Here is a 25,641-nt window from a genome sequence, read left to right on the forward strand (position 1 = left end):
CGGGTTCACTGCGCGCACGGCACTCGGCAGTCGGACGCAACTGCAGGAAATGGAACCAGATCGGCCGTGCGACGTCATAGAAGCAGGTGCCCATACGGGAGTGTGACCTCCATGATCAGGCTCGTTCTTGTCGCGGTCGCCATGCTCGTCATGGCATGCGATGCAACGGCGGCGGCAAAACTGGACGCGGCCGCCGTCAACAACGCCCAATTTGACGGCAGCGAAGCGAAAGGCGTCAGTGCGACCGTGCTGAAGGCGCAAATCCTCTTGGATCGTGCACGCTTCTCGCCAGGCCTGATCGATGGCCGCCAAGCAGAGAACTTCACCCGGGCAGTCAGTGCGTTCCAAGCGGCCAACGGATTGCCTGCCGACGGCAAGCTCACCCGCGAGACATGGGACAAGCTGGTCGCGACCTCCTCGCGCCCCGCGATTGAGACCTACGATTTGACACGCAAGGATGTGCATGGGCCGTTCACCAGGCGAATTCCGGCACGCATGGAGAGGATGGCCCGCCTGCCCAGGCTGGCTTACCACAATGCCTTGGAAAAGATGGCGGAGCGCTTCCACATCAGCGAGCAACTGCTTGAACGGCTCAATCCCGGCATCGGCTTCAGGAGGGCGGGGCAAAAGCTGCTCGTGCCAGCTGTCACCCGAGGTGATCCGCCGCAAGACATCGCGAGCGTCGAGGTCGACAAGAGCGCTCGCCAGGTTCGGGTGCTTGACCCTTCCGGCAAAGTGCTTGCGACGTACCCCGCCTCGATCGGAAGCCAGGAGAAGCCCGCGCCGAGTGGCCAGGCGGAGGTCAAACGCGTGGTGCACCACCCAACCTATCATTACGATCCCGAGTTTGCCTTCAAGGGGGTGAAGACCAAGCGCCCCTTCACGATCGCTGCCGGGCCAAACAATCCGGTGGGATCGGTCTGGATCGACTTGTCCATCGATAGCTACGGCATTCACGGAACGCCGGACCCAGGCAAGATCGGAAAGACCTTCTCGCATGGTTGCATCAGGCTGACCAACTGGGATGCCGAAGACCTCGCCTCTGAAGTGCAAAAAGGCACAAAGGTCGTCTTCAAGGACGAAGCGGCAGGATCGGTCGAACAAGGATCGCAGTAGGTAGGCGCTACGGCCTACCCATTTTCGACCGTGTGACTAGTCACACGGTCGTGTGACTGGCGTCGCCGAGGGCGTGGAGCGGCCCCTTACCCCAGCCACTTCTCGTAGTCGGACACCAGCAGATGGATCGGGGCAACGTCTTCGTCGATGTTGGAAAAACGGCCGATCGGTTCGCGAAACACATTGTCGGTGAGATCGTCGTTGACGGTCGAGACCTCGCCGATCAGCACATCCTTGCCCTCGGCCCAAAAGGCATGCCAGACGCCGGGCAGCAGCGTGACGCTTTGGCCCGGGTCGAGCTTCAGGAGCCCGCCCGCAGGCAGCCTGTGGATGGTTCCGTCGACCGGCACCGAAACCTCGGCCTTGGGATCGATGCCGCCGTCGCGGTCATGCATGAACAGTTCCAGCACCAGCTTGCCGCCGCCACGGTTGATGATGTCCTCGGCCTTGATGTTGTGGCGATGCATCGGCGACAGCTGGTCCTTGCGCGAGATCATGATTTTCTCGGCATAGAGCATGCCCATGCCCTTCTTCATGTCCTCGTAGCGGCCGTTGCGAACGGTGAACAGGAACAGGCCGAGCTCCTTGAACTTCTCCTGACCGTAATCGGTGATGTCCCAGCCGAGCCGCGAGGTAAACACGGCCGCGGAGTCGGCCTGGCGCGCCTTCGCCTCCTGCGGCGACCAATAGGCGAAGGGCGGCATGATGTAGCCGAACGAGCGGATGAAAGCGTCGGCTTCGCGGATGATGTCGTTGATGGCGGAGCGCTTCATGATCATGATCCCTTCGTATCGATTTGTCTGGCAAATCGCATAGCCGAACGTCGATGCGGTGTCGATCCATCTCGCCGCCTGCCCGGCCTTGCGCTTAGGCGCATGGACCACAGATCCGCTTCGCTGGCCGCGTGACATCGCGGATTTTCAGGGCCATAAATCCCGCGGATTCCTCATGGGGTGAAAGATGATGCCGACCGTCCACGACCTCGATACGCCGTCGATTCTCATCGACGCCGCGCGCGCCGAAGCCAATATTGCCCGCGCCCAGGCGCATGCCGACAGGAATGGGCTGAAGCTCAGGCCGCATATCAAGACGCACAAATTGCCCTATTGGGCGAAGAAGCAGGTGGCGGCCGGCGCCGTCGGCATCACCTGCCAGAAGATCGGCGAGGCCGAGGTGATGGCCGATGCCGGGCTGGCCGATATTTTTCTTCCCTACAACATCCTTGGGCGCGCCAAGCTGGAGCGGCTTCTGGCGCTGCACGGGCGCGTCACCCTGTCGGTGACAGCGGACAGCATGGAGACGCTCGAAGGGCTGGCAGCCACCTTCACCGATGCCGGTCATCGTCTACCGGTGCTGGTCGAATGCGACACCGGCATGGGACGCTGCGGCGTGCAGTCGGCCGATGAAGCGGTTGCGCTGGCAAGACAGATCGACAGAGCCGGTGGCCTCGCCTTCGGAGGACTGATGACCTACCCGGCCGCCGGGAAGGCAGCGGAGGCCGAAGCCTGGCTCGCCGACGCCAAGCAGGCGCTGGCCGCATCGGGCCTCGCCTGCGAACGCATCTCCAGCGGCGGCACGCCGGATATGTGGCGCTCCAGCGATACATCTGTTGTCACGGAGTATCGTCCAGGCACCTACATCTATCTCGACCGCTATCAGGTCGCCAAAGGCGTCGGCACGCTCGACGATTGCGCGCTGACGGTGCTGTCGACGGTGGTCAGCCATCCCACCGCGACGCGCGCTATACTCGATGCCGGCAGCAAGGCGCTGTCCAGCGACACGCTGGGTCTCGCCGATTTCGGCGAGTTGCCCGGCGTGCCGGGAGCGCGGGTGACGGGCCTGAGCGAGGAGCACGGCACCGTCACGCTTTCGGGTGACGGCAAATTGCGCATCGGCGAGCGCGTGCGTGTCGTGCCCGACCATTGCTGCGTCGTCACAAACTTGTTCAACGAGGTCAACCTGGTCGACGGCGACAAAGTGCTGGAAACGCTGCCTGTGGCGGCGCGCGGAAGGATGGGGTGAACTAAGAAGCGTCTTGCCTTCTCACACAAGGGGAGAAGGGGGAGAGCGCTCCGCCTGCCGTGCCGCGACCCTGCGCATGGCAATCACCCGGCGACGGCGGATTTCGGTGCGCATCGCCATCAGGTGCAGCGCGAAGAACAGCACGGTGAAGCCGAGCGCCATCACCAGAAGCGGCCACAGCAGGCTGGGGTCGATGGTGGAGCCGCCCATGCGGAACACCGAGGCCGGCTGATGCAGCGTGTTCCACCAGTCGACCGAGAATTTGATGATCGGGATGTTGATGAAGCCGACCAGCGTGATGATGGCGGCGGCCCAGGCGGCGCGGCTGGCATCGTCGAGCGCACGGGTCAGCGCGATGATGCCGAGATACATCAGGAACAGCACGAAGACCGAAGTCAGCCGCGCATCCCAGACCCACCAAGTGCCCCACATCGGCTTGCCCCAGATCGAACCGGTGATCAGCGCCAGCGCGGTGAAGACCGCACCGATGGGTGCGGCTGATTTCAGCGCGACATCGGCCAGCGGATGCCGCCAGACGAGCGTGCCGAGCGCCGAGACCGCCATCAGCGTGTAGCACATCATGGCCAGCCAGGCGAAAGGCACGTGGATGTACATGATGCGGACGGTGATGCCTTGCTGGAAATCCTCAGGCGCGGCGAAGCTCATATAGAGCCCGACGGCGAGGATCAGTGCGGCGATCGTGGCCAGCCACGGCACGACCTTGTCCGCCAACCCGACGAAGCGCGTCGGGTTGGCGAGATCCATCCAGCTCGTCAGGCGTGAAGTCGTGTCGCTCATACGGTTCTACATAAACCGCCGCGGCGTTCGGGGCAATCGAGCGGTGGTGTCGCAGGGCTGCAGCGCTTTGCCTTCTCCCCTGTGGGAGAAGGCAGAGACGTGCCTGATCAGGCGGCCGCTTCCTGCTGTTGCAGCACGGTGCGGCTGAGGCGGCGGACCTCCTCGTCGTTGAGCAGGCCGCCAGCGCGCAGCAGGCTGGCAAAGCGCCCATTGCGCAGCGACAGCTCGGTGAAGCCGCCCATCTCGACCACCCTGCCCTTGTCCATGAACACGACCAGATCGGCGTCGCGAACGGTGGTCAGGCGGTGGGCGATGATGAAGGTGGTGCGGTCGCGGCGCAGTTCGTCGATCGCTTCCTTGACGCGGTCCTCGGTCTCGACGTCGAGCGCGCTGGTCGCCTCGTCGAGCACCAGGATCGGTGCGTCCTTCAGCACGGCACGGGCAATGGCGATGCGCTGACGTTCGCCGCCCGACAGCTGGCCGCCACGTTCGCCAACCACCGTGTCGTAGCCATTGCTCTTGGACAGGATAAAGTCCTGTGCGGCAGCCGCATTGGCGGCGGCATGGATCTCGTCATTGCTTGCATCGGCGCGGCCGACACGGATGTTGTCCTCGATCGAGCGGTTGAGCAGGCCGGCATCCTGGAACACCGTGGCGATCGAATGGCGCACCGACTTGCGGGTCACGGTGCGGGTGTCGATGCCGTCGATCAGTATACGGCCATGGGACGGCGAGAAGACACGCTGCAGCAGGTTGATGAGCGTGGTCTTGCCGGCACCCGTCGGGCCCACGATGGCGACGGTCTGGCCCGCCTGCACCTCGAAGGACACGTCGTCGATGCCTTGGCCGGAATTGGCGAATTCAAAGCCGACATTCTCGAAGCGCACATGGCCGGTGACGTTGGAAAGATCGCGCAAGCCGTCCGGCTCGGCGGAATCAGCCGCGGAGTCCTCGAGATGGTAGAAATCCTCGAGCTTGGCACGGGCCTCGGAAATCTGGTTGGCGAAAGCCGACATCTGGTCGAGGCGAGCGATCAGCATCGTGGCAAAACCGGTGAAGGCAATGACGTCGCCGACACCCAACTGACCATGAGTCACGAGATAGGAGCCGATCGACAACACGATCAGCATCGAGATTGCCGATGACAGACGGTGCAAGGCATTGGCCAGCGCCCACCAGTCGAGCACAGGGTTCTGCGCGTCGAGCAGGTTCTTGACGTAGCGGCGCAGCGTATCGGCCTCGTGGCCGAGGCGATTGTAGCTCTGCAGCACCGCAACGTTGCTGACCGAGTCGGTCACATGCGCGAACACCTTGTGGTAGTGGCGCTCGACCGCGGCCTGGCCCGCCTTGGTGCGGCGCATGACCATCCGGCCGATGCCGACATAGAGCAGCCCGAGGCCAAGCAGCACCAGCGACATGCGCAGGTCCATGCTGATCGCGGTCGGGACCAGCAGCACGAGGGCGACAGCCGTGGACAGATGCTGGCGCATGAATTCGAGCCAAAGGCTGAACAGGGTTTCGACGGCGCGCAGCATCGTGTGCAGCGCATTGGAGGTGCCGTGCTGATGGTGCCAGGCGAGCGGCATGGTGATCACGCGCTCGAACGACTCGCAAAGCACTTCGCTGCGCCGAGCATGGGCGAAACGGTCAGCGCCGCGCGCCACCATGACGAAGGCAACGATGTTGAAGGCGCCGAGACCGGCCCACATGACCAGCGTGGTGAAGACAGAGCCACGCTCGGAGATGGCGCCGATGACGCGACCGAACATAATCGGCTCGAGAAGCGCTACGATGGCGAGAGCCACGTTGGCCGAACAGATCAACGCAACGCGTTTCCTGTCCGCGGCCAGATAACCGAGAGCTCGCCAGTAGATTTGCAGAAGGGTCACCCCAGTTACTCCGCCACGCTGTTTATTGTGCACTGCATCATTTTATTCGTACCGGTTGATACGTCGCAAAACAATGGCCGTGTACCCCTTCAGTTCCCTTAGAGCGAACAAAAGATGGCGACGTTCCGAAATCTGCCGTGATCACCTAACGGTTTGAGAAGACAGGTAAAATGTCAGGCATGCGGCGAAATCATGGCAGTTGGCACGTGCTGCCATAATTTTAATCAGCAACAATGTCGGGCGGATGACTGAGGCCGAAATCGCCTTTCGCGAAGTATAAAGCAAAACAAAGCTGCAGGATGCCCTTCCAGGCGAAGGGTGGCCAAAGCCTCACCGCTCGCGGCTACTCCTATGGGGCGCCTCAAACCTTTGATTTCATAGACTTCTCGGCGGGATGCCCGTCAACGGCAGACGGCAACGCCAGGCGGGATGGGGCCTCTCATCCCGCCTGGCGTGACAAAAGTCGCGGTCGGGGCCTCAGCCCCGAGCGCATGCTTTTTGGGCAACAGGCCTCAGGCCGGAATCCTGACGACAACCTCGGCAACTTCGCCGTCCTTCAGCTCGACTGCCGAAGCCTTGGTCTTTGCCCCATTCACCTCCAGCGACACGGCCTTGGCCTTATTGTCGCGGATGACACGAACCTTGAGTTCCGCCCCCAGCATTTTGAGATTTGCCGAGTACCCATCCCAGTGGCTTGGCAGCTTCGGCTTGAACTGGACACGCTTGCCGCGCCGTTCGATGCCCAGAATGCCTTCGACCGCAGCCCTGTAGAGCCAGCCGGCAGAGCCGGTGTACCAGGTCCAGCCGCCACGGCCGCCCTTGCCGTTGCCGGCATTGTCGTCCCCGGCATAGATGTCGGCCGCCACGATATAGGGCTCGACTCGATAGTGCTCGGCCGTGGCCTCGTCGGTCGCGTGGTTGACGGGATTCAGCATCGAGAAACAACGATAGGCCTCGTCGACCTGCCCCATCTCGGCAAGCGCGATGACGAACCATGTGGCGGCGTGGGTGTACTGGCCGCCATTCTCGCGCACGCCAGGCGGATAGCTCTTGATGTAACCGGGGTCCTTTTCCGTCTTCGAGAATGGCGGCGTGAACAGCTTGACGATCTTCAGCTTGTCGTCGACGAGCAGCTTCGTTGCTTGCTCCATGGCGGTGGTCGACCGTGCCGGGTCGCCCTCTCCCGAAAGCACACTCCAGGACTGGGCGATCGAGTCGATCTTGCACTCCTGCGAGTGGCGAGACCCCAAAGGCGTGCCGTCGTCGAAACTGCCGCGCCGGTACCATTCGCCGTCCCATGCGGTGCTCTCAAGCGCCCGCTTCAGAACATCGGCATGCTTTGCCCAGGCCTGTGCTCGCTTGGCATCACCCTCGGTCTTGGCGACGGGGGCGAAATCGCCCAGCGTCTTCAGCAGGAACCAGCCGAGCCAGACGCTCTCGCCCTTGCCGTGCTCGCCGACGCGGTTCATGCCGTCGTTCCAGTCGCCGCCGAGGATCAGCGGCAGGCCCGCGGGGCTGCTGCGCTTGATGGCGAGATCGAGCGCACGCGCGCAATGATCGTAGAGCGTCGCTGTCTTCTTCGAGATTTCCGGGGTGAAGAAGGCATCGTGCTCGCCCTCGCCCAGCGGCTGTCCATCGATGAAGGCCAATTGCTCCTTGAGGATGGAGGCATCGCCAGTGACCAGCAAATAGCGCGCCGTAGCGTGGGCAAGCCAGACCACGTCGTCGGAGATCAACGTGCGTACGCCAGCACCCGTGCGCGGCAGCCACCAGTGCTGCACGTCGCCTTCGGGGAACTGCCGCCGCGCCGCGTTGAGGATCTGGTCGCGCGCCAACTGTGGGTCATGCGCCAGCAGCGCCAGCGTATCCTGCAACTGGTCGCGGAAGCCGAAGGCGCCGCTGGCCTGATAGAAGGCCGAGCGGGCGCGGATGCGGCAGGCCAGGCTTTGATAGGGAAGCCAGTGGTTGACCATGGCGTCGAGCGCCTTGTCGGGCGTCTCGACCTGGATGGTGTCGAGGAAGCCGCGCCATTCGCGCTCATTGTCGGCCAATCGCTGGTCGAAGTCCTTGGCCCGATGCTCCTGCACCAGCGCGCTCGCCTCCTCGACCGACTCGGCGTCGCCGAGCAGCCAGAGCAGCGTCACGTCGCCGCCTGCCGGGATCTCGACGTCGCGGGCAATCGCCGCGCACGGATCGTCGCCGGCCTCGACACGGCCAGACAGCGCCGCACCACTCAGCACCGCCTGCGGTAGCTCGCTGGAACCATGCCGGCCCAGGAACTCCGATCGGTCTGTGGTCACCGAATGGACGCCGCCGTCGGCCGCCAGGAAGGCCACACGCTCGCCGAAATCCAGCCCATAGGGGTTTTGTGCCAGCAGCGCACCGGTTGCCGCGTCCCGCGACGGGACGATGGTTGCCGCAGTGCGCGACCGATGCCCGCCGAGCACCCATTCGGCATAAGCATAGACACGCAGCCGCGCCGGCACCGAGCCGGAATTCTGGATGCGCAGCCGCGAGATCTTCAGGGAATCGACCGGATCGACGACATGGGTAAGGTCCATCGACAACGGTCCGCGCTTCGAGCGGAAGGTCGAGAAACCCTGGCCGTGCCAGGCCTCGTAGGTCATCGAGGGATCGCGCACCATGGCGGCGAGCGGCGAGAATGCCTTGCCGCTGGCCTGATCGTAGATATAGAGGCCCTCGCCCGGGCGGTTCGAGACCGGATCATTCGACCACGGCGTCAATTGGTAGTCGCGGCTGTTTCGGCTCCAGGTGAAGGCTGCGCCCTCGGCGGAGGTGTGGAACCCGAACGAGGCGTTGGAGACGACGTTGATCCACGGCTGCGGCGTCGTGCGCCGCCCGGCCAGGCGCACGACATAGTGCCGTCCGTCGCCGTCGAAACCGCCAAAGCCGTTCCATTGGCTGAGTCCGCTGCCATCGGCGCTGACATTGGCCACCGCCTGCGAGGCAGGAGTATGCGTCGTGGGTGTCGGCGACGGCAATTCACGCGGAATCGGCAACGTTGCCAGAGCATCCCGCGCCTGCAGGGCCGCCGCCTCGGCGCGCTCGATCTGGTCGAAGATGGTGCCGTTGCGCGTGTGCAGGACGACGCGGGCGACGGCGAGCAGCGTCTTGTAGGTGGTCTCGTCCATGAGGTCGCGGCGTACCGCGAAGATGTGCTGGCGCGGCCCGAGCTCCTTGCCGCGCAGACGGCTGTTTTCGCACAGCGTCTCGACCGCCCGCTGCAGGTCCTGGACATAGGAGGACGCCTGCTCGTTGACGACGACGAAGTCGATCATCATGCCGCGGGTGCGCATATATTCCTGGAACCGCAGCGCCTGGGCGACGATTTCGAGATCGGCGACATCGCCGATCCTGACCAGGAAGATCGGGAAATCGCCGGAAATGCTTGTCGGCCACAGGCTCGACTGCTTGCCCAGCCCCGAGGCGATGGATTCGGCGGGAAGACGCAGGAACGGATCCGGATAGATCAGATAGCGCGCCAGCTTCTGCACATTGGCGGCATCGGTCAGGCTGAGGCCCATGTGGCGGGTCTGCACCTGGCTGCGCGTCCAGGCAAGCATGGCCTGGCGGGCAAAGCTCTCCGGATGGTCGAGGCGGGCGATGGCTTCGTCCAGTTCGGCACGGCCGGCGCCGACAACCGTCCAGAAGGTCAGCGATATCTTCTTGTTGGCCGGCACGCGCACCTGGCGGCGCAGCGAGGCGACGGGATCGAGCGTAAAGCCTGAGTGGCCGCCCAGCCTGGCGCCCGGGTCGAAAGCGGCTGCGTCGACGATGGTGCGGCCACGGCCGATGAAGGCGCGCCTGTCGGTCTCGGCCTCGGCGTCGCGCGCCGATCCGGACGGATCGGTGACGAAATGCACCATGGCGATATCGGGCTCGCTGGTCTCGCGCTTGCGCCGCGTGGCGAAGATCGCCGCGTTGTTCGCAGAGATTTCGGTTTCCACGAACATCTTCGAGAAGGCCGGATGCGCGTTGTCGGACGCCTCCAGGCCGAGCACCAGCTCGGCAAAGGAGGTCACTTCGATGTGACGGTCGGACGGACCGTCATTGTAGAGCGTGACCCGACGGCCCTCGCCATTGCCTTCCGAGATGACGATGCATTCGACCTCGGAGCGCAAGGTGCCCACCGATTTGACGAAGCTCGCCTTGTCGTCGGAGAACAAGGTCTGCGCCTTTTCCTCGGCGGCTCGCTTCGGTTCGGCTGTAGCCGACCACCAGTCGCCGGTGCCGGCGTCACGCAGGAAGATGTAGGAGCCGAGCCGGTCCTCGGTCGGATCCGGCTGCCAGCGGGTGACGGAGAGATCGCCCCAGCGGCTGTAGCCCGAGCCGGTCGCGCTGACCATCACCGAATAGCGGCCGTTCGACATGACGTTGGTCGACCGCAGCGACTGCAGCGGATTGAGCACGATGCGGGTGTCGGGGCTGTCGACTTCGGTCTCGTCCTTGGAGCGTTCGTCGGCCTCGGTCCTGACGGTCGCTGTCGGGATGTCGCGCGGCGCCCTCTCCTGCAGCAAGAGTTCGGCCGATTCGATGACCGGATCGCTGTGGAAGCGGTCGCGCATGCGACCTTCGAAGATGGCGTCGGCAACCGCCGCGATCGACATGCCCGAATGGTGGGCCATATAATTCTGGACGACGACATGGTCCGTGCCTTCCGGCACGCGCTGCGGCGTGAAGTCGACGGCATCGTAGTAGCCGTGGCGGCCGAGCGCCCCGATCTCCCGCAATCGGGCGAGATTCAGCACGGCTTCACGCGGATTGAACTGGGCCGCCAGTATGGTGGCGTAAGGCGCGATCACCGTGTTCTGGCCAAGACCGCGCTTCAGCCCGAGGCCTGGAACGCCGAAATTGGTATATTGGTAGGTCAGTTCGCGGTCGCGGGCATTGTAGGCGGCCTCCGAAATGCCCCACGGCACGTTCTTCTGGCGGCCATACTGGATCTGGCGTTTGATGATCAGCTTGCTGGTTTGGTTGAGGATCGAGCCCTGCGGCTCCTTCATGACCAGCGGCGGCATCAGATATTCGAACATCGAGCCGGACCAGGACATCAGCGCGCCCTGGAAACCGATTTCGACGATCGGCCGGCCAAGCCTGAACCAGTGCTCGGTCGGCAGATCGCCCTTGGCGATGGCGAACAGGCTGGTCAGCCGCGCTTCGGAAGCCAGAAGGTCGTAGCAGCTTTCGTCGAGCTGGTGTTCCTCGACCCGGTAGCCGATCGACAGCAGCTTGCGCTCCGGCCGCATCAGGAAGGAGAAATCCATCTCGAAGGCATAGCGGCGGGTGCGCTCGCGTAAGGTGAGCAGCTTGGCACGCAGCGCCTCGACGGCATTGTCGTCGCTGTGCGCGTCATGGACGTGCGCTTCGCAGGTGGCTTCCAGCCTTGCCGCCCAGTCGACGATGACGTCGCTTTGGGGCGACACCGCCTCGGTATGGATGGCGGTGGCCAATTTTCGGATCTCGCCGGCCAGCACGGCCAGGTTGATGGTGCGGATCGACGCCATTTCGGGCTGCGCCTTGATGGTGTCGACAGCGCGCCGCATGCCGTCGAGACGGTCGGCGAGGCGCTGGCGCAGCGGGCGCAGCTGACGGCGGTCGTCGGGCAGATCATCGAGGCTTTCGCTGAGGATGGTGACCGTGTCGAGAATGCCTTCGAAATCGCCCTGGAGGTGCACGGAGGGCGCCTCGGCCCATTCGGCGCAGGCCGCCGCCACCGCCACCAGATGGCCGGCGAGATTGCCGCTGTCGACAGCCGAGATGTAGAGCGGATAAAGCGGCTTCAGCGTCGTGGTGTCGTACCAGTTGAAGAGGTGACCGCGCTCACGCGGCATGCCCTCGATCGTGGCCATGGTGGCGTCGATGCGGGTGATGGCGTCGGACAGGCTGATCCATCCGAAGTCGCGGGCGGAAACGACGGACAGCAGGTAGACGCCGATATTGGTCGGCGAAGTACGAGGCGCCACCACCGGCGCCGGGCTTTCCTGGAAATTGTCGGGCGGCAGATGGTGATGCTCTGCCGTCACGAAGCTTTCGAAATAATGCCATGTGCGCCGCGCCACCGTGCGCAACGTATGGATATCGGCCTGCGATATGCGCAAGCGATCCTCGGTTTCAGCCGAACGGCTGATCCAGCTGGCGATGGCGGGCGAGCCAATCCAGAACAGCGCGAAGAAGAAGGCAACGAAGGCGCCGGTCGAATCGGCCAGCACCGGAATGGCAAGGCCGACGAAGCCGATGATCACGGCGCCATACATCATGCCGTAATAGGAACCGACATCGTTGTCGCCCGCCTTGTGCGCCTGCGAGGCGGTGCGCCATTCCAAAAGGTTCTGGCGGCTGACGAACAACCGATAGAGCGTGCGCACGATGGCATCGCCCATCATCCAGGCGTTGTGCGCCATCAGGACGATCTTCAGCGCCACCATGGCGGTGCCGAAGGCGACGTCGCGTGCCAGGGCCGAGAAATGGCCGCGTGGCGTCTGGTCGCCGCTCTTGGGCAGGATGGCGTTGACGATGTCGAATGTCGGCGCCATGAACAGGCTGAGGATCAGCAGGGCCTGCCATTGCGCGGCCTGTGTGAAGGGCAGCAGCGTCCAGCCGGCAATCGCCGCCATCACCCAGAAGATCGGCGTCAGCGAGCGGCGCAGATTGTCGATCATCTTCCAGCGCGACAGCGCCGGCACGCCGGAGCGCGGATCGAGCATGAAGCCGAGCAACTGCCAGTCGCCGCGCGCCCAGCGATGGTGGCGCGAGGCGTCGACCGAGTAGCGGGTCGGATAGTCCTCGACCAGTTCGACGTCGGTGACCAGCGCCGATCGCGCCAGCGCGCCCTCCAGCAGATCATGGCTGAGGATGGTGTTTTCCTCGATGCGGCCCTGCAGGGCGGCCTCGAAGGCGTCGACGTGATAGAGGCCCTTGCCGGTGAAGGACCCGTCGCCGAAGACGTCCTGATAGAGATCGGACACGGCAAAGACATAAGGGTCGAGGCCGCGATTGGCCGAAAACACCCGCTGGAAGAACGACGCATCGTCGCCTGATGTCAGCGACGCGGTGATGCGCGGCTGCAGGATCGCGTAGCCGGCGGTGACGACGCGCTTGCTGGCATCGAAATGCGGCCGGTTGAGCGGGTGGCAGAGCTTGCCTACGAGGGTGGCGACCGCGTCACGGGTGGTGCGCGTGTCGGCATCGAGCGTCATCACGTGGACGACGTTCTCCGGCAGCGGCACGTCGAGCGGCAGGAACGTGGTGTCGCTGTCGCCGCGCAGCAGAAGGTCGAGTTCATGCAGCTTGCCGCGCTTGCGCTCCCAGCCCATCCACGACCCTTGCGCCGCATTGAAGAGCCGGCGCCGGTGCAGGATATAGAAGCGCGGCGCGCCTTCGGAGGGATAGCGTGCGTTGAGGCGAGCGATCTCGGCACGCGCGAATTCGAGGATTTCGGTGTCGGCAGCATCGATCTCGGTCTTCGAGTCCGGCCAGTCCGACAGCAGCGCGAAATGGATTTCATCGGCCGTGTTGGCGAGATGATGCACCTCGATATTGCGGATGTTTTCCTCGACATCGTCGCGCGAGCCGATCAGCGACGGCACCACCACCAGCGTGCGCGCCTCGGGCGGCACGCCGTGCCGGTAATCGTAGCCGACGAGGCGCGTCGGTTTCAGGAACAGCGAAACGACCGTGTTGAAGAAGGCGAGCGCGCCCTCGCTGGCCGGCACGGCAAACAGCGCCAGCATGAGGACGATCGAAGGCACCGACAGGCCGAGATTGGCGAGTGCGTTGCCGGAGAGGACGAGAAGCAGCGCCGTCAGCGCAAACACCGGTACGACGATGCCGAGCCAGCCGGTCTTGCGGAAGGCACGCTTGACTGTCTGGCTGACGGTGGGTCGATAGCCGATCGCCTTCTCCAGCTCGAGCCGGCGTGGGCCGACGAGAAAGAAGCCGACATCGGTGTGGGCGGACCCGGTTAAAACGACGTCGCCGTCGCCATCGCTGGCGGCGTGGCCGGCCAGCTCGATGGCCTTCTCGGCGACGCGATATTCCGAAAGGTTCGAGCGGCGCGCCAATTCCTCGATCGCGGTCCGGTACTGGTCGCGCGAGAAGAAGTCGAGCGCGGCGAAATCGGTGCGCTCGCGCAGCACGGTGTCGATGCGGCTGACGCCTTCGAACCACACGGTCCAATCGACGTCGTTGATGAGGCGCAGGCCACGAATGATGTTGCCCGTCGTCACATTGCCGCTGGACAACGTGTGATGTTCGGAAATGATGATTTCCTCGGCATCGGAGCCGGTCTTTTCGAGCTCGCCTTCCAGCCATTCCAGAGCCTTGCCGGCATTCTGCGAGCCATCGCGCAGGCGATAGAGCAGCTGGGTGGCGAAGGTGGTGTCCTGTGCGTGGGCGCTGAAATTGGACAGGATCGACTGCCGGTCGGCGCTGTCGTCGGTGGCCAGGACCTTGTCGGCCACATCGTTGGCGATCTGACGCATCTGACGGGTTCGATTGACCCTGACCGCCAGCCGGCGCAGATTTTCGATCAGCACGAAGCGCAACAGCGAAGGCAGCGCCCAGAGTTCGCCGATCTTCAGCGGCTCGACCGACTGAAAACCCTGGACGATGGACTTGAACATCGTCGCCGAAACGGAACTGTCCGAATGTGCGACATAGGTCCAGGCCAGCGCCAGCGCGCGCGGCACGCTGCCGCCGTCAGGCAGCTTCAGGGTCGGCAACTGGCGATAGAAGCGGCGCGGCAGGTCGCGCTTGACCTGGAAAATGGTCTCTTCGACCAGGTAATTGTTGTCGAGCAGCCATTGTGCCGCCGGCGTGATCGTCTCGCCCCTCGCCTGCGCCGCATTGGTCGACCGGTAGACTTCCAAAATCTTCTTGGCGCTGTCGCGGATACGGGCCTGAAAATCGAAGGGCGTCAGCCCGAACAGGTCTGTGAGGTCGCCTTTCGCCAGGCTTTCACCGAGCAGCCGAAGGCGCTCTTCGGGCAGGTAATTGGAGCGGATCGGCTCTTCGGTGATGGCCGGGAAGCTCGCGCTTGTCTTCTCGATTTGGGCAGGATTCGTCTGAATATTCATTGAAAATTCCGTAAGCGGGCACTGAGCGGCGTCACCGCCACGGCAATGGCCCTAAAACCGGTTCAAATGCAATTGGTTGCATAAACCCCACTTGCCGAAAGTTTGTTTCCGCACCACGACAGGGCGTCGTCTCTCAGCAAAACTCAAAGACAAGCACCCCACTTCCCGCCAGCCAGATCGGCGGAGAGGATTCAGGCTTTTTCGTGATGCCGCCAGCAGCTTACGCTATATTTCGCCGGTACCGCGATCATGTTTGGAAACAAGCGTTAATCGTTGCCGGCGATGGCGCGGATCCGGATCACGAACAGCGTTGCCTCATGGGCGGGTTGGACAAGCAGGCCGGTGCTGACCGGCCCGGACAGCAGAGTGTCAAGCGGCCCGAGGCGAACCGGTTCAGCGGCGGGCACACTGATGTCGCCGTCCAAGCACAGGATGAGCGTTGTGCCGGCTTCAGTCCGGATTTCCACGGGGGCCGAAATCACCAGGCGTTCGACCGAATGCGTCATCCGGCTTCGGCGGGTCATGACATTGAGATCGGTGATCGGTCCGCCGATCAGCGCGGCCGAGGTCTGCACGTCGGCCGGGAAAGAAAACAGGGCGGTCGTCCTGTTTATAGATCTCGGCGGGTAGCCGGCAATCTCGAGGACGATGCCCTCGCCTTCGAGCACGGCAAGGGTGCGATCGATGCCGGCGAATTGCGAGAACGGACCGCTCGATTCGACACGCGCCATCGACACGCGCCAGTCGAAATCGTTTAGCCCGGCACCGGGCGGCGAGACGGCGATTTCCGTCGTCACGCCGCCGCCGTTCTTCCACGGCATCGACCGGTATTCGGCTGCCCGCAGGATGCGCATACCTAGCCCTCCGCTATGGTTACGGGCGTTCGAAACTCGAAAAGCCGACTCCGCGGCTTTTCGCCTGCCTGCGGCCGGACGTTTCTCACCCGAGAATGCCGGGCAGGTTGAGCTGGTGCTCCTTGGCGCATTCGATGGCAACGTCGTAGCCGGCATCGGCGTGGCGCATGACACCGGTCGCCGGGTCGTTCCACAACACCCGCTCCAGGCGCCTGGCGGCTTCGCGCGTGCCGTCGGCGACGATGACCATGCCGGCGTGCTGCGAGAAACCCATGCCGACGCCGCCGCCATGGTGCAGCGACACCCAGGTGGCACCGGACGCCGTGTTGAGCAATGCGTTGAGCAGCGGCCAGTCGGACACCGCGTCCGAGCCGTCCTTCATCGATTCCGTTTCGCGGTTCGGCGAAGCAACCGAGCCGGAATCGAGGTGATCGCGACCGATGACGACAGGCGCCTTCAGCTCACCCTTGGCCACCATTTCATTGAAGGCAAGGCCGAGCTTGTGGCGGTCGCCAAGGCCGACCCAGCAGATGCGCGCCGGCAGGCCCTGGAAGGCGATGCGCTCGCGCGCCATGTCCAACCAGTTGTGCAGGTGGGTGTTGCCGGGCGTCAGTTCGCGCACCTTGGCGTCGGTCTTGTAGATATCTTCCGGATCGCCCGACAGAGCCGCCCAGCGGAAGGGGCCTATGCCGCGGCAGAACAGCGGACGGATATAGGCCGGCACGAAGCCGGGGAAGGCAAAGGCGTTCTCGAACCCCTCCTCCTTGGCCACCTGGCGGATGTTGTTGCCATAGTCGAGCGTCGGCACGCCGGCGTTCCAGAACGCCACCATCGCCTCGACATGTTCGCGCATGGAAGCGCGGGCCGCCTTCTCGACCGCCTTGGGGTCGCTGACGCGCTTCTCGCGCCACTCGGCCATCGTCCAGCCCTTCGGCAGATAGCCGTTGATGGGATCATGCGCCGAGGTCTGGTCGGTGACCATATCGGGGCGAATGCCACGCCTGAACATCTCCGGGACGATCTCAGCCGTATTGCCAAGCAGGCCGACCGACTTCGCCTCGCCGGCCTTGGTCCAGCGTTCGATCTTTTCCAGCGCCTCGTCGAGCGTCTCGGCGCGCTCGTCGACGTAGCGGGTGCGCAGGCGAAAATCGATCGAGTCCGGGTTACATTCGATGGCGAGACAGCAGGCGCCGGCCATGACGGCGGCGAGCGGCTGGGCGCCACCCATGCCGCCGAGGCCGCCGGTCAGGATCCATTTTCCCTTGAGATTGCCGCCATAGTGCTGGCGACCGGCCTCGACGAAGGTCTCGTAGGTGCCTTGCACGATGCCTTGCGTGCCGATGTAGATCCACGAGCCGGCCGTCATCTGGCCGTACATCATGAGGCCCTTCTTATCGAGCTCGTTGAACTTTTCCCAATTCGCCCAGTGCGGCACCAAATTGGAGTTGGCGATCAGCACACGCGGGGCGTCCGGATGGGTGCGGAAGACGCCGACCGGCTTGCCCGACTGGACCAGCAAAGTCTCGTCATCGGCCAGCGTCCTCAAGGAGGCGACGATGCGGTCGAAATCGTTCCAGGTGCGCGCCGCCCGGCCGATGCCGCCATAGACGACCAGTTCGTTGGGATTTTCAGCAACATCCGGGTCGAGATTGTTCATCAGCATGCGCAGCGGCGCTTCCGTCAGCCAGGAGCGCGCGCTGATTTCGGTGCCGCGCGGGCTGCGGACTTCGCGGATGTTGTGGCGAGGATTGTTCATGGCGTCACTCCATAAGAGGATCTGATGTCAGACACGCGCCCAGGATGTCGCGGTCTCGAGGATTTTCCGCAGGGTGGCGCGGATCGGTGCTGCGAACTCGGCGTCATAGGGCACCGGCCAATTGTCCGGCGTGCCCTTGCCATCGGGCTCGCGCATATAGATGCGGTTGGAGAGTTCCATCTGCAGTGCGTGCACGCCTTGTTGCGGCTGGCCGAAATGGCGTGTGATCCAGCCGCCCTTGAAGCGGCCGTTGATGACAAAGGTTTCACCGGTTTCGGCCATGATCTGGCCGACCATCGCCTGCAGCGTCGGATCGGCGCTCCTGCCGTCATTGGTGCCGAGATTGAAAACCGGCAGCGTGCCTTCGAACAGGCGCGGCAGCACTGAACGGATCGAGTGGCAGTCATAGAGCACGATCTTTTCGTGTAGCCCGCGCAACCGGCCGATCTCGGCCTGCAAGGCGGCATGGTACGGCACGAAGAATTCCTCGCGACGCTCGTCGATCTCCGACGGCCCCGGTTCTTCGCCCTCGCGATAGAGCGGATCGCCATCGAAGGTCTCGGTCGGGCAAAGGCCCGTCGTCGCCTGGCCGGGGTAAAGCGAGGCGCCGGAGGGATCGCGGTTGACGTCGATGACGGTGCGGGAGATCGCGGTGTGCACCACCGTCGCCCCGAGGCCGGCGGCAAAGTCATAGAGATTATCGATCCACCAATCGCAGTCGCGGCGGCCGAGCCAGGGTGAGACCAGCCGATTCTCAAGGCCGGCGAGGTCGATGCCGGTGTGTGGTATCGACACCAGCAACGGGGCTGTGCCGGGCGTGACCGTCAGCCAGGGCGCGCTTGCCATCACACCGCTCCGGAAATCGACGGCAGAGCCACACCGCCGGCGGCCTCGATGGCCGCACCGCTGCGCACCATGGCGATGGCTTTTTCCATATCGGGGTGGAAATGGCGGTCATTGTCGAGATGTGGCACCTCGGCCCGCACCAGCCTGCGCACCGCCTCCAGGGCGTCGCTCGAGGCCAGCGGCGCGTGGAAATCGCAGCCTTGGGCCGCGGCCAGCAATTCGATGCCTATCACCGCGGTGGCGTTCTCGACCATGCCGATCAGCCGGCGCGCACCGTGCGCCGCCATCGAAACATGGTCTTCCTGGTTGGCCGAGGTGGGGATCGAATCGACTGATGCCGGATAGGCTTTCTGCTTGTTTTCCGAGACGAGCGCCGCCGCCGTCACCTGCGGGATCATGAAGCCGGAGTTCAGGCCGGGCTTGGGCGTCAGGAAGGCCGGCATGCCGGAAAGTGCCGGATCGACAAGCATGGCGATGCGGCGCTCCGACAGCGAGCCGATCTCGCAGACGGCGAGCGCGATCATGTCGGCGGCGAAGGCCACCGGCTCGGCGTGGAAATTGCCGCCGGAAAGCGCGGTGTCATCCTCGGCGAAGATCAGCGGATTGTCGGTGACGCCGTTGGCTTCGGTGCCCAGCGTGTCGGCCGCCTGGCGCAGCACGGTGAGTGCCGCGCCCATCACCTGCGGCTGGCAGCGCAGGCAATAGGGATCCTGCACGCGTTCGTCGCCAACCCGGTGCGATTCACGGATGGCGCTGCCGGCCATCAGATTGCGCAGGGCGTCGGCCGTCTCGACCTGCCCGGGATGCTTTCTCAGCACATGGATGCGCGGATCAAAGGGTGCGTCGGAGCCTTTTGCCGCGTCGGTCGACAGGGCACCGGCGACCAGCGCCGATTGGTAGAGCACTTCGGCCTCGAACAAGGCGGCCAGCGCATAGGCGGTCGAAAACTGGGTGCCGTTGAGCAGCGCCAGGCCCTCCTTGGCGCCCAGTGTCACCGGTTCCAGGCCATGCGAGACGAAGGCGACCTTGGCCGGGAAACGGCCATGTGGGGTAAAACATTCGCCGACACCGATCATCACCGCCGTCATGTGCGACAACGGGGCGAGGTCGCCGGAGGCGCCGACCGAACCCTGCGCCGGCACCACCGGGATGACGTCGTTGGCCAGCATCGCTTCCAGCAACTCGATGGTTTGCGGCCGCACACCCGACGCGCCCTGCGCCAGGCTGGCGAGCTTCAGCGCCATCATCAGCCGGCAAACGGCAACCGGCATCGGCTCGCCGACGCCGGCGGCGTGCGACAGGACGATGTTGCGCTGCAAGGTCTCGAGATCCTCGGCCGGGATGCGGACGCTGGCCAGTTTGCCGAAGCCGGTGTTGATGCCATAGACCGGCTCGCCCTTGGCGACTATCCTAGCGACGGCCTCGGCGCTCGCCTTGATTTTCGGCCGGCAGGCATCGTCCAGCTTGGGCACGGCGCCACGATAGATGGCGCGCCAGTCGGCCAGCGTCGCATTGCCGGGCTTCAGGGTCAGTTCGGTCATTGTCCTCTCCAGATGCGGGCATGCAGCGGGTTGAAGCCCATGCGATAGACGAGTTCGGCGGGGCGCTCGATGTTCCAGATCGCCAGGTCGGCGGATTTTCCGGCTTCCAGCGTGCCGGTTTCTCCCAGCAAACCAAGCGCGCGGGCCGCCTCCCGGGTGACGCCGGCAATGCATTCATCGACGGTCAGGCCGAACAGGGTCGCGGCCATGTTCATCGTCAGAAGCAGTGAGGTCAGCGGCGAAGTGCCGGGATTGTTGTCGGTGGCGACAGCCATCTTGACGCCGTGCTGGCGAAACAAGCCGATCGGCGGCTTCTTGGTTTCGCGAATGAAATAGTAGGCGCCGGGCAGGATCGTCGCCACGGTTCCGGCCTTGGCCATCGCCGCTGCACCTGCCTCATCGGTGTATTCGAGATGGTCGGCCGACAGCGCACCGTAACGGGCGGCGAGTTCGGCGCCATGCAAATTGGACAGTTGGTCGGCATGAAGCTTGACCGGCAGGCCGGCCGCCTTTGCAGCATCGAAGACGCGCGCCATCTGTTCCGGCGAAAAGGCGATGCCCTCGCAGAAACCGTCGACGGCATCGGCCAGCCCCTCGGCGGCAACCGCCGGGAGAATTTCCTTGGCGACCAGATCGATAAAGGCGTCCTTGTCACCCTTGGCTTCCGGCGGCAGCGCGTGGGCGCCGAGGAAGGTCGTGCGGATCGTCACCGGCCGCTGGTTGCCCAGCCGCCGTGCGGCACGCAGCGACTTCTTCTCGTTTTCGAGGTCCAGGCCGTAGCCTGATTTTACCTCCACGGTGGTTACGCCCTCGGCGATCAGCGCATCGAGGCGTGGCAGTGATTGGGTGACCAGTTCGCTCTCGCTGGCGGCGCGCAGCGACTTGACCGAGGAGACTATGCCGCCACCAGCCCGGGCGACCTCTTCATAAGTGGCGCCGGCCAGCCGCATCTCGAATTCGTTGGCGCGGTTGCCGGCATGGACCAGATGGGTGTGGCAGTCGATCAGGCCGGGTGTGATCCAGCGGCCCTCGCAATCAACCGTCTCGGCGCCCTGGGCCAGTGTCGGGGGCAGCTCCGACTCGGGGCCGGCATAAACAATGCGGCCGTCACGCGCAGCGACCGCGCCATGTTCGACGACGCCAAGTCCGGCAGACCCGTCGGCCATTGTCGTCAGCCGCGCATTGCGCCACAGACGAAGATCCCCTGCCCGGCTTTTGCTCTTTGCAGCCATCATCTTTTCCGTTTCAATCGATGACGATTATGTATATACATATTGAAACGCACTGCAAGTGCCTTCATCGCATGAGACACAGAGAACCGGAGAGAAAAGTGGCAGCGATCTTTGCGGAACAGGCGCTCCTTCCCGATGGCTGGCGCGAAAATGTGCGGCTTACCCTGGCTGAGGGACGCATCACAGCCGTTCAGCCTGGCGCTGCTGCGGCAGCCGGCGACGAACGTCACGCGATCCTGTTGCCCGGCATGCCCGATTTGCACAGCCATGCCTTCCAGCGCGGCATGGCCGGCCTTGCCGAGCTTCGCGGCCCCTCCGCCGACAGTTTCTGGAGCTGGCGCGAGGTGATGTACCGTTTCGCCCTGTCGATGACGCCCGATCAGGTCGAGGCGGTTGCCGCACAACTCTATGTCGAGATGCTGGAGGCCGGTTTTTCCCGCGTCGGCGAATTTCACTATCTGCATCACGACCGCGACGGAAAACCCTACGCCAACCCAGCCGAGATGGCCGAGCGCATCGCGGCCGCGGCCGGCGAGGCAGGCATCGGCCTGACGCTTTTGCCGGTGTTTTATGCGCACTCGTCTTTCGGCGGTGCCGCACCAAACGAAGGCCAGCGGCGATTCATCAACGATGTGAATCGATTCTCGCGGCTTGTTGAGAAATGCCGCGAATCGGTTCGCGCGTTGAATCAGGCTGTTGTCGGCGTCGCTCCGCACAGCCTTCGCGCCGCGACACCGGAAGAACTGTTTGACGTGACTGCCCTAGCGCCGGACGGGCCTATCCACATCCACATTGCCGAGCAGGTGAAAGAAGTCGAGGATTGCCTTGCCTGGTCGGGCGCGCGGCCGGTCGAATTTCTGCTGGCCAATGCCAAAGTCGACAAGCGCTGGTGCCTGATCCACGCCACCCACATGACCGATGCTGAAACCGTTGCCATGGCCAAAAGCGGTGCCATCGCCGGCCTATGCCCGATCACCGAGGCCAATCTCGGTGACGGCACTTTTGCCGCGCCGCTGTTCAGGGAACATGGCGGCCGCTACGGCGTCGGCTCCGATTCCAATGTGCTCATCGGCCTGCCCGACGAGTTGCGCCAGCTCGAATATTCGCAGCGTCTCGCCCACCGCGCCCGCAATGTGCTGGCGGTCGCAGGCGGCTCGACCGGCCGCGCACTGTTCGACGCCGCGCTCGACGGTGGCAGCGTCGCGCTTGGCGCCGGTGCTTCCGCGATCGCCGTCGGCGCATCCGCCGATCTTGTCTCGCTCGATCCCAAAAATCCCTCGCTGGCCGGCAAGACCGGCGACGCGATCCTCGACGCCTGGATCTTCGCCAATGGCAGCAAGGTCGACTGCGTCTGGGTGCATGGCCGCAAACAGGTCAGCGGCGGCAGGCATGTGAAGCGAGAGGCCATCGCTGAGCGTTTTCGCAACGTGATGACGGCGCTTTCGGCATGAGCATGGCCGGCACTGTGGAGGCGGAAGGCGGCGGCTCGCTGCACCAGCGCATCCTCTCCGACATCAGCGAGAAAATCCTGTCCGGCGCCTGGGCGCCCGGTCATCGCATCCCGTTCGAGCATGAGTTGAGCGTGCAATACAATTGCTCGCGCATGACGGTGAACAAGGCGCTGTCGCAGCTTGCCAAGGCCGGACTGATCGAGCGCCGCCGCCGCTCAGGCAGCTTTGTGCGCCGGCCGCAGTCGCAGGCCGCGGTGCTGGAAATCCACGATATCCGCATCGAGGTCGAAGCGCTCGGCCTGCCCTATCGCTACGAGCGCGTCGCCCGACACAAAAGGCGCAGCAGCGCCGGGGATCGCGCGCTGCTGGAGCTGGGCGTGGCCGGACCGGTGCTGGCGCTGGAGTGCGGTCATTTCGCCGGCGAGCGGCCGTTCGCGCATGAACAGCGGCTGATCAATCTCACCGCCGTGCCCGAGGCAGCGGACGAGGAATTCGTGGCCACCGCACCAGGACCATGGCTGATTGGCCGCGTGCCGTGGAGCGAAGCCGAGCACCGGATTCGCGCTGTCGCCGCCGACAGGCATATCGCGGCTGCACTCGATATAGAAACGGGTGCGCCCTGCCTGGTGGTCGAGCGACGGACGTGGAGCGCCGAGCACCCGGTCACCCATGTGCGCTTCACCTACGCGGCCGAGAGCCACACGCTGGTGGCGAGGTTCAGGCCGCAGGGGTGAGGCTGATCTCCCCCCACGTGGGGGGAGATTGGCAGCTTCAACGCCTCAAATCGCAGCGGTAATAATAATCTCGACCAGATATTCCGGGGCGGCGAGCTTTGCTTCGCCGGTGGCGCGGGCCGGCGTGTTGCCCTGCGGCACCCACTTGTCCCATTCCGCGTTCATCTCGGCAAAGGTGCTCATGTCGGCCAGCCAGATGATCGCCTGCAGGATCTTGGTCTTGTCGGAGCCAGCCTTGGCCAGCAATTCGTCGACAGCCGCCAGGATGTCCCTGGTCTGCGAAGCGACATTGCCGGTTGGCTGGCCGACCTGACCAGCCAGATAGACGGTATTGCCATGGATGACGATCTGGCTCATGCGCGGGCCGACATCGATGCGACGAATGCTCATTGGATGGTTCCTTCCTGTGGCGGTTGCGCTTCTTTAGAGTCGCGACCGGCTTGGGGCAAGGTCGCCAGGTCGAATCCCCTTGGGCCAACGGCATATGATACGCACACACGGCAAGTTGACCCTGCGGCCGCAATTCCGCCGGATTGGCTTGTTGACTAATGTAATAACATCACATATCCAATCGGCCGCTGGCAGCAGCCGGATTTCGCCGCCTACGGATCGCAGAATGACAAATACCTGCCTGACATTCCGCGACCTGACGCTTGGCTACGGCAGCCATCCGGCGATCCATCATCTCGACGGCACCATCCGGAAGGGCTCGTTGACCGCTGTGGTCGGCGCCAACGGCTCCGGCAAATCGACGCTGATGAAAGGCATTGTCGGCGTCCTGAAGCCCATGGCCGGCGAGGTTATCCGCGCGCCCGGTGTACGTGCCGCCTATCTGCCGCAGCAATCGGAGCTCGACCGCTCCTTTCCGGCACGGGTGGTGGATCTGGTTTCGCTCGGCCTGTGGCCACGGCGCGGCCTGCTTGGCCGCTACACCAGGGAAGATCGCGATGACGTCAGCAAGGCGCTGATGGCGGTCGGCCTCGGCGGCTTCGAGAAGCGGCCGATCGACACGCTGTCGGGCGGCCAGTTGCAGCGCACGCTGTTTGCGCGGGTCCTGCTGCAGGACGCCGACCTCATCCTGCTCGACGAACCCTTCAACGCCGTCGACGCCAAGACGGTCGGCGACCTCATTGCGCTGATCAAGCACTGGCATGGCGAGGAACGCACCATCATGGTCGTCGTCCACGATCTGGATCTGGTGCGGCAGAATTTCCCCGAAACGCTGCTTCTGGCCCGCCAGCCGATCGCCTGGGGCGAAACCCGGGAAACGCTGAAGCCTGAAAATCTGTTGCGCGCCCGCCGTTTTCACGAGGCCTGGGAAGAAAATGCACCCTGGTGCGAGCCGGGCGAGGACGCTCATGGTCACGATCACCATGGCCACGATCACGATCACCAACATGGCGTCGGACCGAGGGCTGCTTGATGGACATGCTTTACGGCCTTGTCATCGCGCCCTTCGCCGATTTCGCCTTCATGCAGCGGGCGTTGATCGGTTCGCTGATGCTGTCACTCGGCGCCTGCCCGATCGGCGTCTTCCTGATGCTGCGGCGCATGAGCCTGTCGGGCGACGCCATGGCGCACGCAATCCTGCCCGGTGCAGCCGCCGGCTTCCTGTTCTATGGGCTGGAAATCCTGCCGATGACCATCGGCGGCCTGATCGCCGGCGTCATCGTCGCGCTCGGCGCCGGCGCCGTCTCGCGTTTCACCATCCAGCGCGAAGACGCCTCGATGGCGGCTTTCTACCTGATTTCGCTCGCCATCGGCGTGCTGATGGTGTCGATCCGCGGTTCCAGCGTCGATCTCATGCATGTGCTGTTCGGCACCGTGCTGGCGCTCAATGACGAGGCCCTGACGCTGATCGGCGGCATCGTCACGGTGACGCTGGTCAGCCTCGCCATCTTCTGGCGGGCGCTGGTCGCCGAATGCCTCGACCCGCTGTTCCTGCGCTCGGTCAGCCGGCTCGGCAGCCCGGTGCATTTCATCTTCCTCGGCCTTGTCGTACTCAACCTCGTCGGCGGCTTCCAGGCGCTCGGCACGCTTCTGTCGGTTGGGCTGATGATGCTGCCGGCCGCGGCCGCCCGCTTCTGGACGGTTCGCGTCGAGCCGATGTGCGTGCTGGCCGTACTGATCGGCTTCGCATCCTGCGTCGCCGGGCTGCTTTTGTCCTATCACGCCTCGCTGCCATCCGGCCCGGCCATCATCCTGTCGGCCGGCGTCGTCTATTTCGCCTCGATCCTATTCGGCACGCGCGGCATCCTGCGCGCGCGCATCATCCATCACCGTCACAGAACGGCCTGATCCCCGCCC

At 64.3% G+C, this 25,641-nt stretch carries 16 protein-coding genes; 6 read left to right on the plus strand and 10 right to left on the minus strand.

What is annotated here, in order from left to right:
• Window positions 1-141: 141 nt before the first annotated feature.
• A complete protein-coding gene (locus EN990_RS18825; protein WP_245469196.1) occupies window positions 142-1,116 on the plus strand; it encodes a L,D-transpeptidase in 975 nt (324 codons plus the stop codon).
• A gap of 86 nt (window positions 1,117-1,202) precedes the next feature.
• Here the strand turns inward: EN990_RS18825 and EN990_RS18830 are convergent, their stop codons facing one another.
• Window positions 1,203-1,889, minus strand: coding sequence for a D-lyxose/D-mannose family sugar isomerase (locus tag EN990_RS18830; RefSeq protein ID WP_064995499.1), 687 nt, complete (start codon window positions 1,887-1,889; stop codon window positions 1,203-1,205).
• A 190-nt stretch (window positions 1,890-2,079) separates the two neighbouring features.
• Between EN990_RS18830 and EN990_RS18835 the strand changes: the two genes are divergently transcribed.
• Window positions 2,080-3,138 (plus strand): D-TA family PLP-dependent enzyme, encoded by a 1,059-nt coding sequence (locus EN990_RS18835; protein WP_164753446.1) that lies wholly within the window; start codon window positions 2,080-2,082, stop codon window positions 3,136-3,138.
• 21 nt (window positions 3,139-3,159) lie between these two features.
• Here EN990_RS18835 and EN990_RS18840 read toward each other — a convergent pair whose 3' ends face one another.
• The 8 genes from EN990_RS18840 to hutI all read right to left on the minus strand — a co-directional run bounded on the left by EN990_RS18840 (window position 3,160) and on the right by hutI (window position 21,149).
• Window positions 3,160-3,936, minus strand: a complete 777-nt coding sequence (locus tag EN990_RS18840; RefSeq protein ID WP_027162453.1) for a heme ABC transporter permease — start codon at window positions 3,934-3,936, stop codon at window positions 3,160-3,162.
• Between the two features lie 107 nt (window positions 3,937-4,043).
• Window positions 4,044-5,825 carry a glucan ABC transporter ATP-binding protein/ permease gene (locus EN990_RS18845; RefSeq protein ID WP_013532297.1) on the minus strand — a complete coding sequence of 594 codons (1,782 nt, stop codon included), beginning with the start codon at window positions 5,823-5,825 and terminating at the stop codon, window positions 4,044-4,046.
• Window positions 5,826-6,337: 512 nt separating this feature from the next.
• Complete coding sequence (locus tag EN990_RS18850; protein WP_127384544.1) at window positions 6,338-14,920, minus strand: glucoamylase family protein; 8,583 nt, start codon at window positions 14,918-14,920, stop codon at window positions 6,338-6,340.
• A gap of 266 nt (window positions 14,921-15,186) precedes the next feature.
• Entirely contained in the window at window positions 15,187-15,774 is a 588-nt protein-coding gene (locus EN990_RS18855; protein WP_127368744.1) for a HutD family protein, read from the minus strand.
• 85 nt (window positions 15,775-15,859) lie between these two features.
• Window positions 15,860-17,530, minus strand: coding sequence for a urocanate hydratase (gene hutU / locus EN990_RS18860; RefSeq protein WP_127368743.1), 1,671 nt, complete (start codon window positions 17,528-17,530; stop codon window positions 15,860-15,862).
• A gap of 27 nt (window positions 17,531-17,557) precedes the next feature.
• Window positions 17,558-18,376: an N-formylglutamate deformylase gene (hutG, locus tag EN990_RS18865; RefSeq protein WP_013532301.1), complete on the minus strand. Its 819-nt coding sequence runs from the start codon at window positions 18,374-18,376 to the stop codon at window positions 17,558-17,560.
• Entirely contained in the window at window positions 18,376-19,917 is a 1,542-nt protein-coding gene (hutH, locus tag EN990_RS18870; protein WP_027162456.1) for a histidine ammonia-lyase, read from the minus strand. Before hutH ends, hutG begins: the two co-directional genes overlap by 1 nt.
• Window positions 19,914-21,149, minus strand: coding sequence for an imidazolonepropionase (gene hutI, locus EN990_RS18875; RefSeq protein ID WP_127368742.1), 1,236 nt, complete (start codon window positions 21,147-21,149; stop codon window positions 19,914-19,916). The genes hutH and hutI overlap by 4 nt, the downstream gene beginning before the upstream one ends.
• A gap of 98 nt (window positions 21,150-21,247) precedes the next feature.
• Between hutI and EN990_RS18880 the strand changes: the two genes are divergently transcribed.
• On the plus strand, window positions 21,248-22,600 hold the full coding sequence (locus EN990_RS18880; RefSeq protein ID WP_127384543.1) for a formimidoylglutamate deiminase: 1,353 nt from the start codon (window positions 21,248-21,250) through the stop codon (window positions 22,598-22,600).
• A complete protein-coding gene (gene hutC / locus EN990_RS18885; protein WP_082826433.1) occupies window positions 22,597-23,334 on the plus strand; it encodes a histidine utilization repressor in 738 nt (245 codons plus the stop codon). Before EN990_RS18880 ends, hutC begins: the two co-directional genes overlap by 4 nt.
• Window positions 23,335-23,379: 45 nt before the next feature.
• On the opposite strand, the gene EN990_RS18890 is transcribed toward hutC, so the two are convergent.
• Complete coding sequence (locus tag EN990_RS18890; RefSeq protein WP_013532306.1) at window positions 23,380-23,724, minus strand: RidA family protein; 345 nt, start codon at window positions 23,722-23,724, stop codon at window positions 23,380-23,382.
• A gap of 226 nt (window positions 23,725-23,950) precedes the next feature.
• Here EN990_RS18890 and aztA point away from each other — a divergent pair, with 226 nt between their 5' ends.
• Together aztA and aztB are read left to right on the plus strand one after the other, a co-directional pair.
• Window positions 23,951-24,757, plus strand: a complete 807-nt coding sequence (aztA, locus tag EN990_RS18895; protein ID WP_127369791.1) for a zinc ABC transporter ATP-binding protein AztA — start codon at window positions 23,951-23,953, stop codon at window positions 24,755-24,757.
• A complete protein-coding gene (gene aztB, locus EN990_RS18900; protein ID WP_127369792.1) occupies window positions 24,757-25,632 on the plus strand; it encodes a zinc ABC transporter permease AztB in 876 nt (291 codons plus the stop codon). The genes aztA and aztB overlap by 1 nt, the downstream gene beginning before the upstream one ends.
• Window positions 25,633-25,641 lie beyond the last annotated feature (9 nt).

It is taken from the genome of Mesorhizobium sp. M7A.F.Ca.US.005.03.1.1 (assembly GCF_003997975.1).
GTDB classification, from domain to species: Bacteria; Pseudomonadota; Alphaproteobacteria; order Rhizobiales; family Rhizobiaceae; genus Mesorhizobium; species Mesorhizobium ciceri.

Excerpts from the sequence above, each read along its gene's own strand:
- hutH (WP_027162456.1), bottom strand. The coding sequence starts at position 19,917 with ATGACCGAACTGACCCTGAAGCCCGGCAATGCGACGCTGGCCGACTGG.
- hutI (WP_127368742.1), bottom strand. The coding sequence starts at position 21,149 with ATGGCTGCAAAGAGCAAAAGCCGGGCAGGGGATCTTCGTCTGTGGCGC.
- EN990_RS18850 (WP_127384544.1), bottom strand. The coding sequence starts at position 14,920 with ATGAATATTCAGACGAATCCTGCCCAAATCGAGAAGACAAGCGCGAGC.
- hutU (WP_127368743.1), bottom strand. The coding sequence starts at position 17,530 with ATGAACAATCCTCGCCACAACATCCGCGAAGTCCGCAGCCCGCGCGGC.
- hutG (WP_013532301.1), bottom strand. The coding sequence starts at position 18,376 with ATGGCAAGCGCGCCCTGGCTGACGGTCACGCCCGGCACAGCCCCGTTG.
- EN990_RS18835 (WP_164753446.1), top strand. The coding sequence starts at position 2,080 with ATGCCGACCGTCCACGACCTCGATACGCCGTCGATTCTCATCGACGCC.
- EN990_RS18840 (WP_027162453.1), bottom strand. The coding sequence starts at position 3,936 with ATGAGCGACACGACTTCACGCCTGACGAGCTGGATGGATCTCGCCAAC.
- aztA (WP_127369791.1), top strand. The coding sequence starts at position 23,951 with ATGACAAATACCTGCCTGACATTCCGCGACCTGACGCTTGGCTACGGC.
- EN990_RS18830 (WP_064995499.1), bottom strand. The coding sequence starts at position 1,889 with ATGAAGCGCTCCGCCATCAACGACATCATCCGCGAAGCCGACGCTTTC.
- aztB (WP_127369792.1), top strand. The coding sequence starts at position 24,757 with ATGGACATGCTTTACGGCCTTGTCATCGCGCCCTTCGCCGATTTCGCC.
- EN990_RS18855 (WP_127368744.1), bottom strand. The coding sequence starts at position 15,774 with ATGCGCATCCTGCGGGCAGCCGAATACCGGTCGATGCCGTGGAAGAAC.
- EN990_RS18825 (WP_245469196.1), top strand. The coding sequence starts at position 142 with ATGCTCGTCATGGCATGCGATGCAACGGCGGCGGCAAAACTGGACGCG.
- EN990_RS18890 (WP_013532306.1), bottom strand. The coding sequence starts at position 23,724 with ATGAGCATTCGTCGCATCGATGTCGGCCCGCGCATGAGCCAGATCGTC.
- hutC (WP_082826433.1), top strand. The coding sequence starts at position 22,597 with ATGAGCATGGCCGGCACTGTGGAGGCGGAAGGCGGCGGCTCGCTGCAC.